This window comes from Streptomyces harbinensis (genome assembly GCF_900116145.1).
GTDB lineage: Bacteria > Actinomycetota > Actinomycetes > Streptomycetales > Streptomycetaceae > Streptomyces > Streptomyces carpaticus.
Map to the genome: position 1 here is coordinate 538,715 of NZ_FPAB01000004.1, position 12,202 is coordinate 550,916.

Genomic DNA, 12,202 nt, shown 5'->3' on the forward strand with positions numbered 1-12,202 from the left:
GCCGGGTAGAGTAATCCTCGCTGCACCGGGGTGTGGCGCAGCTTGGCAGCGCGCTTCGTTCGGGACGAAGAGGCCGTGGGTTCAAATCCCGCCACCCCGACAGACCAGGGGCCCGATCCAGACCATGGATCGGGCCCCTGACGTATGTCCGGGGGTTGTCGCCGGGTCGGTGTCCGTCCGTTCCGGGGAGCCGGCCGTGCCGCACCCGGCGCGGCGGCGGGGGTACGACGGTCCCGTCCGTTTCCCCCGGCGCCGAGGAGCCCGCCGTGTCCGTTCCCGCCACGATCGATCAGGACGCCAGGGCGTACAGCCTTGCCCACGCCTACGGGCTGGCGCGCGCAGCCGAGTTGGCGTACAAGGACGAGGCCGCCGTCGCCTCCCAGGCCGGGGTGTGGGGGTTCGACCGGCGGCGGCACCACGAGTCGCGGTTCACGCCGCCGTTCCCGCTCCAGGACACCCAGGCGTACACCATGGCCAGCGATCGGATGATCATCACGGCCTTCCGGGGCACGGAGCCGGAGCAGATCAAGGACTGGCTCTCGGACACCACCACCCCGCCCTGGCCGGGGCCGGGGCCGGGCGGCACGGGCTATGTGGACTACGGGTTCGCGGAGGCGCTGGACTCGGTCTTCCCGGCGGTGCGGGACACCCTCGCGGAGTTCCGGGACAACGGTCAGACGGTGTGGTTCACCGGCCACAGCCTCGGCGGCGCGCTGGCCATGCTGGCCGGTGGCCCGGATGCGGCTGGAGGAGCCGCGGCTGCTGGCGGACGGCATCTACACGTACGGCCAGCCCCGCACCTGCGACCGGCTGCTGGCGGCGGTCTACGACCAGGACTTCGCACAGCGGATGTTCCGCTTCGTCAACAACAACGACATCGTCCCGCAGCTGCCGCCCGAGCCCGCCTACACCCACGTCGAGGCGCTGCGGTACATCGACACATCCGGGAAGGTGCGCGACAGCATGCCCCTGCTGACCGGGCTGGGCGACCGGGCGAAGGGCCTGACGGCGGACATGCTGGCCCCGGCGAGCGACACACTGCGGGACCACCCGGTGCGGCGGTACATCGAGGCACTGGAGAAAAACCTCGGCTGAGGGCCGCACCCCGGCCGGGGGCAACTGTGCGGGAGCCGCTACCCGGTCCGTGAGATGAGCGCCAGGAGCCGGGCCAACTCCTCCCGCCCGCGCATGATCACGTCGAACGCGGCTGCCCGGTCCGCGTCGGGAGGGAGCGGGGTGTCGGTGAGGAGGTCCGTGCGGGTGTAGGGGGTGCGCAGCCAGCGCTCCAGCGCGCGCCAGTCGATGAGCCGGTCGAAGGGCAGGACATCCGTCCAAGGCGTCGCTTCGTACGGTGTGCCGTCGGCGCCGTTCGCGTGGAGAAGGCCGGAGCGGCGCACCAGGCAGGGGAAGCAGAGACCGCAGTTGGCCAGACGCCGGCCACCTTTGCGGCGGGCGGGCGGCTTGCCGCAGCTGAGGGTGCGTTCCAGCTGGGACGATGTGAGACCCGCGGTGAGTCCGGCCGCGCACACCTCGCCTTTCGTCCGCAGGGCCCAGGGGTTGACCACCTGGACGCCGGTGTCGTGGTCACCCACGGCGGTCAGGAGCGCATTGAGGCTGTGCAGCGTCCCCGGGTGCACGGAACGGGTGGAGAGAGCGGCGGAACGGGCGGCTGTCAGCGGCGGGTTGAGGGCGACCTGGCCGTTCTCGGGGATGTGGACGGTGGCCACTCCGTGCGCGGTGGCGGCGCGGATGGCGCCGGCCGCGTAGAGCAGCCCCCGGGTGCGGGAGGAGGGCTCCAGCCGTTGCCGGGTCCCGTCGCCCTTCGGGGTCTGGTCCATCCGCAGCAGGATCACCGGCCGGCCCCGTTGTGCGACGGCTTGGTACACCTGGTCCTGGAGGGACTTGAGGCCGATCTCGCGGAACATCACCAGGAGCAGGGGCCGGGGGTCGTCGGCGACGGCGCGGGTGGCGGCCCAGGTGAGGGAGTCCAGACCGCCGGAGAACAGCGCCACTTCCGAGGCGCGCTGCTCGCCGGGATCGGTCATCGCCGGCTGGATGTGCCGTCCCTTGAGCGGGCGGAGGTCCAGATCCCAGAGGTCCCCGGTGAGGCTCTGAAGAAGCGTCGCGAGGTGGGTGCGGGCGTCGGGACGCTGCCACCGGTCGTGTTCCGTGACGGGGACGGAGAGGGTGATGCGGCGGGTCCACCGGTCCTGGACGCGGTGCCTGCGGGCGTATTTGTCGGCGATGAAGATGGCCCGGGCGACACGGAACAGATCCTCGGCCCAGTCGGGAACCGGGCCGGGCAGGCGGTGCAGACCGGTGGTGTGCTGCTCGGACCGCTGGAAGGCGTGCTCGTCGACGGACGCCCAGGCACCGTCGTGCGGCGGCGACCCGAGGGGGTCGCGCCACCACAGGTAACAGCCGGAATCCGTCATACCTCGGCTCCCTTTCTTCCGGTGGTCTCCTCGGTGGTCAGGCCGAGTGCGCGGCCGACGACCTCGGGCACCATCGATGCGGCGATCTCGGGCAGGGTGGGGGGTGGTTCGGGCGAGGGGTCCGCTGCCGGGCCGGGTTCCGGGGGAGCGTCCGCTCTCTCGCACGGGCTCGGCAACCAGCCCAGCACCGTGTTCGCGACCGAGCCGGCGATTCTCTCCTCCGGGTCGACGGCGATGAGTACGGGCACGGCCAGCTTGAGGTGTTCGGCGACGACGGACCGCAGGAACTCCGCGACCAGGCCGGCGAAGAAGAACCGGTAGAGGTCGCACAGAATGTCGGAGGCGATACCGCCGCGCGCCGCGCCGGTGTCCAGGGCGTGGTCGAGTTCCGGGTGCAGAGCCCGGACGTCGCGGACCGCCGTGGCCAGCCCTCGGCGTACCGCGGCGTCGGCGAGGGTGCCGCCGTCTCCGCCGACCTCGCGGATGAGCCGGGCGAGCAGGGCGTCCGCCGACTCCTCGCCTGCGGCGGCCAGCGAACCCATGACGCGGGCCAGTTGTTCGCCCGCCGCGCTGGCGACGTCGTACAGTCCGAAGGCCGAACGGTCGGCGCGCAGCGTTTCGTGCAGGGCGCGCAGCTGGTCGTCGGCGATGGATTCCAGTCGCTGAGCCGCCTTGGCCGGCTGCTCGGGCAGGCGGGCCAGCCTCCTGCTCGCGTTGCTCCACCGGCCGCCGGCCGGTCCCTTCCACCGTGTGGATGTGCCCACAGTGCCCCCAAGCCGCCGGTTGTGCGATCAGCGCTCCTCAGCCATGGCACCAGAGCCGGCGATCTTCGGATAGGGCGGGACTCGGCCAGGGCGGCTGGGGTACGGCCGGCCCGGTGTCCGCTCGGAACGCCACCGCCCGTGTGGCGTGGCGTGGTGGGTGGGGCCGTCGTGGTTCCCGGTGTCCGAGAGGGCACCGGGCCGGGCCGGGGGTGTGCCGGGAGTGCTCCGTGGGTCCTGGTGGCCGGATGGTCCTCCCGGTGCGGAGGGCTTGATTCCGTTCCGGTGCGCGATCGCCGACGAGCTGTCCGCCTGGCCTCAGTTATTGATAATGGCAGTCATGTTCATTTAGGCTTCCGGGGTCCCGTCCGTGCTCCCGAGGAGGAACCCCGTGGCCGTTCCCAAGCGCAAGATGTCCCGCAGCAACACCCGGCACCGCCGGGCTCAGTGGAAGGCCACCGTGCCGCAGCTGGTGCCGGTCACCGTCGACGGCGAGACCAAGCTGGTACCGCAGAACCTCGTCAAGGCGTACCGGCGCGGCCTGCTGTAGTCCGGGCGGCGGGGGCCGGTCCGCTGGTGTGGGCCAGGGTGTGCAGGTCGTGGTGGTAGGCGGTGGCCGCCGTGGTGACGCGGGTGAGGTGGGAGAGCAGCACGGCCGGGGTGGCGGTGCGGGACTCCAGGTGGGCCAGGCCCGCGATCAGGGCCGCGCGGACCGTGTGGAGCAGGAGCCCGTCCAGGGTGATCGCCTCGCGCCAGAGCTTCTCCGCCCGGCGGAGGGTGGCCGGGTCCGCGGTGGAGAGGGCCGCGTAGAGGTGGGGGGAGAGCGGGTCGGCGGGGGGTGGGGAGGCCGGGGCGCCGGTCAGGTCGTGGTGGAGCTGACCGGTGATGTCGCGGTAGGTGCGGTCGTGGAAGCGCTCGTGCGCCTCGATAGCGAACTGGAGGGTGTACGGGGTGAGTTCGGCCGGCTGGGAGGCCAGGCTGGTGCGGGCCTCGCGGATGGAGAGGTCGGTGGGGAAGGCGTTGCCGCGCCGGGTGAGTTCGGTGGCCCAGCGCAGCCAGCTCGGGTACGGCTCGGAGTCGTTCCGGGTGATCCGGCCCACCCGCAGTTTCCGCAGCCGGGCCGCGACCGCCTTGTCCCGGTGGTGGCCCAACTGCTCGAAGATCCCGGTGGCGTCGGTGCCCAGGTAGCTGAGCAGTGGCGCGACACCTCCCGGGTGGCGGTCGAGGAAGCCGGTCACGTCGTAGACGCCGTCGTCCACCACGATCCACGGGCGGTCCGCCGCGTGGTCGTGGCGCAGCACTTCGGAGAAGGGCAGTGAGGGTTCTCCGGCCGGTGCGGCGCCCGCCGGGGCGGGAGCGGGTGCCGGCGGGGCGGGGCGCTCCGCCCGGGACGCGGCCAGTTCGCCCGCCACCCGGGCCGCCGCCGGGAAGCCGGAGATGGTGACGTCGCGGCCCACCCGGTACGAGGTGTTGAGGTAGCCGGCCACCTTCAGCCGGTGCCGGGCCAGCAGCCCGTTCTCCCCGGCGTACACCGCGCGCAGGCCCGCCAGCGCCGCGTGCAGCGGCGGGTGGGCGGTGGCCGCCGCGTGGCCGCTGATGTCCGCCGCCGCCACGCTGTCGATGAACGCCCGCCAGTTCGCTGGGTAGTTGGCTCGTAGCCGGCCCGCCTCCTCGCCGATGAACGAGCGGTAGCCGGTGCGCCCGATGACTGCGTCCAGCAGGTGGAACATCGGAGAGGCGGTGCCGCTGGGCCCGAGCCCGTGCCGTACCAGCGGCACGGCGAGCGGGGCCACCGTCTTGGCCCACACGACCGGGTCGACATGGAAGCGCCGGCCCGGCCTAGGATCGATCTTACGCAGCCCCAGCGCGGTGATTTCCCGCACGCATTCGGTCATCAGCAGCAGCCGGTCGGTGAGGGCGCGGGCGTCCTCCTGGGCCGCGGCCGTGTGGGCGTCGACTGCCGCCGCCACCAGCGGGGTGCCGCGCGAGAGCATCTCCAGCTGGGTGAGGTAGAAGAACTGTTCCTCGTCGGTGCCGACGGTGGGTACCAGCAGCCGTACGTCCTCCACCAGGAGCGGCCGGGCCGGGGAGGTGTCCTGCGGGTCGCTCGGGCGCCAGTTGGTGATGACGAGATCCAGGTAGGACAGGAAGGGCGTGTCCCGGCCCAGACGTGCGCACACCTGGTGCCAGGGGGTGAGAACGGAGGCCGGTGTCGGGGTGTCGTGGCGCGGTTCCACCCGGTGGTAGGCATGCACCAGGATGCCCAGGACGGTCGCGGCCCGCTGGAGGAAGGCGTCCGGCAACGCCCCCGGCCCTGCGTCCAGGACGGGCAGCGACTCCAGGCGGCGGCGCAGCCGCAGCCCGGCGTACAGTCCGGGCAGCTCCGCGGCCATCTCGTCCCACAGCGCGTGGGAAGCGGGTAACCGCTGGACGGGGGGTGCCGCCGAGGTGAATCCGGTGGCCCACGACAGCGGCCCCGCGTTGTCATGGCCCTGTTTTCTCGACAGGTTTTCCGCTGCGTCGACTATCTCTCCCGGGGACGGTGGACGGCGCATCGCAGGACCCTTTCGCCGGGGTTTATCGATCCCTGTCACCCTGCAATGACGGGATCCGGCGAATCAATCAATTATCGTCTGGACCCGGTTAATTCTCATCCGGTCCGCAGGGTACGGAACTCCCCGGGAGTGATGCCGAACTCCTTGCGGAATGCCAGGTGATACCCCACATGGCTCTGGTAGCCGACCAGCTGGTGGATCTCCCGCAGCGGCACCGAGGCGTCCGCCAGCAGCCGGCGCGCCTCCTGGAGCCGGCGCACCATCAGGTGCCTGGCGGGCGGCTCGCCGACCAGTTCGCGGAATACCTGGGAAAAGGCCGAACGGGACATGCCCGCTTCCCGGGATAGCGTCTCCACCGTCCACGGGGTCGCATACGAGGCGTACATCGCGGTCAGCGCCCGGCTGATACCTGGATGCCGCAGCGCCCGCAGCGCCGGGGAGTCGGCCGCCAGCCGCTCCATCGCCGTGCGCAGGGACAGCACCAGCACCATCTCGAAGGCGCGCAGTGACACCATCCGGGCCCCCGGCGCGGTGCGGGTGATTTCCGCCGGGAGGGACTGGAGGGTGCGCAGTAACAGGGGCTCGTCGCCCAGCATGTGGGCGCGCAGCACGATCACCCGGGGCAGGGCCCGGTACAGAGCGGGCTCGGTGGTGCTGTCGAAGTGCAGGCTCGCGCACAGGATCTCGGTGTCCGGCCGGGCGTCGCCGACCCTGACCACATGGGAACTCCCGGCCGTGCGCGCGGGCAGCACCTGGTGCAATTGGGTGGTGGTCACCCCGGGCGCGGCGGAGAAGGTGTGGGCGGTGCCATGCGGGAACAGCGCGAGGTCACCTTCGTGCAGCCGGACCGACTCCTCGCCGTCGCAGGTGATGAAGCATTCACTGCGCACCATGTAATGCAGGACGGCATGGCTGTCTTCTTGGCCCGCGACGCCCCAGACGCCGCCCGCCAGCCACTTGCTGTAGTAGGTATCCGTCAGCCGCAGTGGCTTGAGCAGTTCGCTGAGCACGTCTTTTTCGTCCACGGATGATCCTTAAGTCGTGCTGGTTTCTTTTTAATTGATCCTAGCCGCGCACTGATGAAAGCTGACGGGTGTGGGACCGGAGAGGGGGGAACACCGGCCACACATCACTGACGTATGGGGGAACAGTCGATGAATATCCTGATCGCCGGCTGCGGGATCGGGGGTCTGGCAGCCGCCCTCAGCCTTTACGAGGCAGGGTTTCGCGATCTGCGACTCGTGGAGGCGGCGCCCGCCGTCCGGCCGCGCGGCGCCGGGGTGAATCTTCAGCCGAACGCGGTGCGCGAACTCGCCGCACTCGGCCTGTACGAGCAGGTCTCCGCCCGCGCCGCCGCCATCGCCCGCCTCGGCTACCACAACCACCTCGGTCAGACCGTGTGGCACGAGCCGCGCGGCCGGGCCGCCGGCCACCGCTACCCGCAACTGGCCGTGCACCGCGGCGAACTGCTGACCATCCTCGCCGACGCCGTTACCCGCAGGCTCGGCCCGGACGCGATCCGCACCGACGCCAAGGTCACCGGGTTCGAGCGCACGGGAACGGACGGATTACGGGTCCGGCTGGCGCACCGGCGGGAAGGTGCCGGCGTCGAGAGCACCACCGAGGCGGCGCTGCTGATCGGCGCCGACGGCATCCACTCGGCCGTGCGCGCCGCCCTCTACCCCCACGAGGGCGCGCCCCACTCCGGCGGCACCGTCGTGTGGCGCGGCATCACCCGCGTCCGGTCGTTCCTCGGCGGCGACTCCATGGTGGTGATGGGCGACGGCCGCTGGAAGGCGGTGGTGTACCCGCTGGCCGGGGCGCCCGGCGCCGACGGCCTGGTGCCCGTCAACTGGGCCGCCTCCCGCGCCGCGCCCGCGGGAGAGGCCGACGACCGTACCCGCCCGGTGCCCCGGACGGCCTTCGCACCGCACTTCGCGCACTGGCGGGTGGGCGATCTGCGGCTGCGCGAGGTGCTGGCCGGGCCGGACGACATCGTCCAGTTCCCGCTGATCGACCGCGACCCGCTGCCGCGCTGGTCCTTCGGCAGGGTCACCCTGCTGGGCGACTCGGCGCACGCCATGGCGCCGATGGGATCCAACGCCACCACCCAGGCCATCGTCGACGCCCGCGCCCTCGCCCACGCGCTGGCACACGACCGGGCGGATCCCGACCGCGCCCTGCTGGCCTACGACCGCGAACGCCGGCCCGCAATGAACCGGCTCGCGCTGATGAGCCGCGCCAAGGGCCCCGAGGCCGTCATCGACCTGGCCTGCGAGCGCGCTCCACACGGCTTCCGGCACATCGGCGAGGTCGCCGACCGGGCCGAACTCGCCGCCCTGGCCGAGGCCTACGCCCGTGCCGGGCAGCTCGACCCGCCCTCCGCCAACGAGCCATCGCCGTACGGCGTACCCGCGCCGGCCTGAAACCCGCACCTCTTCCCGACCCCTGACCAGGAGACAGCAGACATGACCCGCAGCGGCCAGGACTACCTCGACTCCCTGCGTGACGGACGGTCCGTGTGGCTGGACGGCGAACTCGTCAAGGACATCACCGAGCACCCGGCCTTCCGCAACACCGCCCGGTCGATAGCCCACCTGTACGACCTCGCCCGGGACGAGAAGCTGCGGGATGTCCTCACCGTGCCCGGGAACGGCGCGGACCCGCACGGCCGGATCCTGCGCGCCTACCACGTGCCGCGCTCGGCCGACGACCTCGTAGGGCGCCGGAAGGCGTTCAAGACCTGGTCCGAGGCCGGCTACGGCTTCCTCGGCCGTTCGCCCGACTACATGGCCGCCGGGATCGCCGGCTTCGTCTCCGCCCCGGAGATCTTCGCCGGTACGGACGGCGGCTTCGACGGCCGGGACAACCTCGCCGCGTACTACCGTCGGATGAGCGAGGGAAGCCTCTACCAGGCCTTCACCATCACCAACCCGCAGATCGACCGCACCAGATCCGCCTCCGAACAGGAGGAGAACGATCTGTACGTCCGCGTCGTCAAGGAGCGCGACGACGGCATCATCGTGCGTGGCGCCAAGATGATCGGCACCGCGGCGGTCTTCGGCGACGAGGTCATCGTCGGCACCATCGAACCGCTCGCCCCGCAGGACGTCGAACACGCCCTGACCTTCTCGGTGCCCATCGACACCCCGGGTCTGAAGTTCATCTCCCGCGCCTCCTACGAGGCGAGCGCCCGCAGCGTCTTCGACAACCCGCTGTCCTCCCGCTTCGACGAGAACGACGCGCTGCTGGTGTGCGACGACGTGTTCGTGCCCTGGGAACGGGTGCTGACCTACCGCGATGTGCAGGCCAGCTTCCTGATGTGGTGGGGCACCCCCGCGTACCACAACTTCGTGCACCAGGCCGCGGTCCGCTTCTGGACCAAGCTGGAATTCCTCACCGGCCTGGCCATCCTGATCGCCAAGTCCAACAACACCTATCAACTGCCGCCGGTCCAGATGCAGATCGGCCGGCTCATCGGCTGGCTCAACATCGCCAAGTCGATGGTGCTCGCCGCCGAGAGCGCCTACGAACGGGTCGGCACCGACCCCGAGGGGCCGGTGCACATCAACCGCGAGATCGCCTCCGCGCACCGCGCCATGGCCGGTGACCTCTACCCCAAGGTCATCGCCGAGGTCAAGATGCTGGCCGGCGGCGGCCTGATCCAGCTGCCCGCCTCCGGCTACGACCTGACGCACCCCGAACTCGGCCCGCTAGTCGCCAAGTACGTCCGCTCCCCGGGCACCCCCTCCGAGCAGCGCATCAAGCTGCTCAAACTCGCCTGGGACGCGCTGGGTTCCGAGTTCGCTTCCCGTCACGAGCAGTACGAGCGCTTCTACCACGGCGCCCCGCACGTCTACCTGCCCGGCATTGTCCGCGACGGCGACCCCGAGCGGCTCGAAGCCTTCACCCAGTCCTGCCTGGACGGCTACGACCTGGGCGGCGGGCCGGCCGGAGCGGCCGAAACGGGGGCCGGACGTGCGAGCTGACCACCGGCGGGCACTCGCCCTGCTGGCCTGCACCCAGTTCCTGCTGCTGCTCGACACCTCGGTCATCAACGTCGCCGCCCCCTCCATGGGCCGCGACCTGGACATCTCGCCCGCCGCGCTGTCCTGGGTGGCCAACGCCTACCTCGTCTCCTTCGGCGGGCTGCTGCTGCTCAGCGGCCGGGCCGCCGACCTGCTGGGCCGGCGCCGGGTGTTCGTCATGGGGCTGGCCACCCTCACCGCCGCCTCCGTCCTCGGCACCGTCGCCAACAGCGCCGCCCTGCTCATCACCGCCCGCGCCGCACAGGGCGTCGGCGCCGCGATGGCCGCCGCCGCCGCGCTCGCGCTGCTGCTGATGCTGTTCCAGGACGGCCCGGAACGGCACCGAGCACTGGGCATCTTCGCCGCCATGGCGGGCGCGGGCGGCGCGGCGGGCACGGTGCTCGGCGGCGTGCTCACCAGCTGGCTCGGCTGGGAATCCACCTTCGCCATGAACGTCCTGGTCGGCATCGCCCTGATGCTGCCGGTCCGCCGGCTGCTGCCCGCCGACCGGCCGGCGACGGACGGCCGCGGCATCGACCTGCCCGGCGCCGTCACCGTCACCCTCGGGCTCGCCCTGCTCGCCTACGCGCTGGTCAACGCCGGCGAGACCGGCTGGCGGGCAACCGAAACCCTCGCCACCGGAGCGGCGGCGCTCGTCCTGCTCGCCGTTTTCGCCGCGCTGGAGCGCCGGGCCGCTCACCCCCTCGTCCCCCTGGAGATCTTCCGGCGCCGCACCCTGCGGCTGGCGAATCTGCTGGCGGCGCTCTGGCAGATGTCGCTGTTCCCGATGTTCTTCCTGGTCAGCCTGTACCTCCAGGCCGTACTCGGCCACGAGCCGGTGATCGGCGGCCTCGGCCTGCTGCCGCTGTCGCTGGTCGTGGTGGTGACCGCGTCGTTCGCGGACCGGCTCATCGGACGGTTCGGGCTGCGCGGCGTGATGACCGCCGGCTTCGCGCTGGTGGCCCTCGGGATGGCCTGGCAGTCACTGCTCAGCGCGGACGGATCGTTCGTCACCGACGTACTGCCACCCTCGCTGATCCTCGGCGTCGCGCTGCCGCTGGTGTCGATCACCACCAACGTGGCCGCCACCCTGGGCACTGCCGAGCACGAGGCGGGCCTGGCCTCCGGACTGGTCAACACCAGCCTCCAGTTCGGCTCGGTCATCGGCCTCGCCGTGCTCTCCGGAGTGGCCGCCGCCCGTACCGGGGCGAGCGACGCCACCGACGCGGGCGTGGCGCTCACCGAGGGGTTCGGCACCGCCTTCCTCGTCGGCGCCGCGGTCGCCGTCGTCGCCGGCCTGCTCAGCACGCGGCTGGTGATCCCCGATCCGCCGGCCGCCGCCCCGGGGGCGATCGGCGAATCCGCCACCCGCGGCTCCCGGACCGCCCCCTGAGCCGGGCGCCGGCCGCCCCCACCCCCGACCCGATCAAGGGAGACAGACACATGACCCACACCCGCCGAGAGCGGTGCTACCTCGTCACCGGAGCCACCGGCTTCCAAGGCGGCGCGGTCGCCCGGCTGCTGGCCGGACGCGGCGACACCGTGCGCGGCCTGGCCCGGCAGCCCGGACGCGCCGACACCGCCGGCGCCCCTCTCGTCACCCCGGTCGCCGCCGACCTCGGCAACGCCGAGGACCTGCGCAAAGCCTTCGACGGCGTCACCCACGCCGCCGTGGTGATGCCCCTGGAGTACGCGGCGGACACCGTTGCCCGCTACGCCCGCAACATCGCCGACGCGGCCCGCGACGCCGGTGTCGAGCGGATCGTGTACAACACCAACACCCCGCTGCCGGACGCCGTCACCGGCTTCGCCGGCTTCGAGACCCGCCGGGCCGCCGAGGAGATCCTGCTGGGCAGCGGGGTGCCCACGGTGGTGATCCGACCGCCGGTCTACCTCGACAACCTCTTCAGCCCCTGGAACGGCCCCGCCCTGGTCAACGACGGCGTGCTCGCGTACCCGCTGCCCGCCGGCCAGCGCGTGGCGTGGATGTCGCACCAGGACCTCGCCACCGTCGTGGCCGCCGCCTTCGAGGCGGAGCACCTGGTCGGCCGGGTACTGAACGTCGGTGGCGCGGAGGTCCTCACCGGCCCGGAACTCGCCGACCGGTTCGGCCGGGCGCTGGCGCGGGAGGTCACCTACGTGCCGCTGGAGGTCGCCCGGTTCGAGGAGGGTCTCGCGCAGGTCGTGGGCAGCGCGGCTGCCGCCGGGGTGGCCGGCATCTACCACCACGTGGCCGGCGGTACGGCCGCGCACCTGCTGGATCCGGAGCCGGCCGATGTTGAGCATGAGTTGGGCGTCCGCCTCACACCGGCACTGGAGTGGATCGGCGCGCAGCCCTGGCAGACCTGGGCCAGAGCGGCCGACTGACCCGGAGGCCGGCGCGGCACCGGACCACTCCGCGCCGGCCACCGGACATCAGCGAG

Annotated in this window: 9 protein-coding genes, 1 tRNA gene and 1 pseudogene; 7 read left to right on the top strand and 4 right to left on the bottom strand. The window is 72.1% G+C overall.

Annotated elements, in window-relative coordinates:
• The first annotated feature begins 26 nt into the window (after positions 1-26).
• A tRNA-Pro gene (locus BM385_RS13895) sits at positions 27-100 on the top strand.
• 166 nt (positions 101-266) lie between these two features.
• Positions 267-1,095, top strand: a pseudogene (locus BM385_RS13900) (lipase family protein).
• Between the two features lie 38 nt (positions 1,096-1,133).
• On the opposite strand, the gene BM385_RS13905 reads toward BM385_RS13900, so the two are convergent.
• A complete protein-coding gene (locus tag BM385_RS13905) occupies positions 1,134-2,435 on the bottom strand; it encodes a hypothetical protein (RefSeq protein ID WP_093843218.1) in 1,302 nt (433 codons plus the stop codon).
• Entirely contained in the window at positions 2,432-3,199 is a 768-nt protein-coding gene (locus tag BM385_RS13910; protein ID WP_093843219.1) for a hypothetical protein, read from the bottom strand. The genes BM385_RS13905 and BM385_RS13910 overlap by 4 nt, the downstream gene beginning before the upstream one ends.
• 388 nt (positions 3,200-3,587) lie before the next feature.
• Between BM385_RS13910 and rpmF the strand changes: the two genes are divergently transcribed.
• Positions 3,588-3,746 (top strand): 50S ribosomal protein L32, encoded by a 159-nt coding sequence (gene rpmF / locus BM385_RS13915; RefSeq protein WP_093843220.1) that lies wholly within the window; start codon positions 3,588-3,590, stop codon positions 3,744-3,746.
• Here rpmF and BM385_RS13920 read toward each other — a convergent pair.
• Both BM385_RS13920 and BM385_RS13925 read right to left on the bottom strand, forming a co-directional pair.
• Complete coding sequence (locus BM385_RS13920) at positions 3,718-5,751, bottom strand: cytochrome b5 domain-containing protein (RefSeq protein WP_093843221.1); 2,034 nt, start codon at positions 5,749-5,751, stop codon at positions 3,718-3,720. The two genes, rpmF and BM385_RS13920, sit on opposite strands and share 29 nt — an antisense overlap.
• A 95-nt stretch (positions 5,752-5,846) precedes the next feature.
• Positions 5,847-6,776 (bottom strand): AraC family transcriptional regulator, encoded by a 930-nt coding sequence (locus BM385_RS13925; protein WP_093843222.1) that lies wholly within the window; start codon positions 6,774-6,776, stop codon positions 5,847-5,849.
• A gap of 129 nt (positions 6,777-6,905) precedes the next feature.
• Between BM385_RS13925 and BM385_RS13930 the strand changes: the two genes are divergently transcribed.
• The 4 genes from BM385_RS13930 to BM385_RS13945 are packed head-to-tail and all read left to right on the top strand — an operon-like array spanning position 6,906 to position 12,146.
• Positions 6,906-8,177 (top strand): FAD-dependent monooxygenase, encoded by a 1,272-nt coding sequence (locus BM385_RS13930; protein ID WP_217650951.1) that lies wholly within the window; start codon positions 6,906-6,908, stop codon positions 8,175-8,177.
• 42 nt (positions 8,178-8,219) lie between these two features.
• Entirely contained in the window at positions 8,220-9,740 is a 1,521-nt protein-coding gene (locus BM385_RS13935) for a 4-hydroxyphenylacetate 3-hydroxylase family protein (protein ID WP_093843224.1), read from the top strand.
• Positions 9,730-11,172 carry an MFS transporter gene (locus BM385_RS13940; protein WP_093843225.1) on the top strand — a complete coding sequence of 481 codons (1,443 nt, stop codon included), beginning with the start codon at positions 9,730-9,732 and terminating at the stop codon, positions 11,170-11,172. Before BM385_RS13935 ends, BM385_RS13940 begins: the two co-directional genes overlap by 11 nt.
• A gap of 50 nt (positions 11,173-11,222) precedes the next feature.
• Entirely contained in the window at positions 11,223-12,146 is a 924-nt protein-coding gene (locus BM385_RS13945; protein WP_093843226.1) for an SDR family oxidoreductase, read from the top strand.
• Positions 12,147-12,202: the final 56 nt, after the last annotated feature.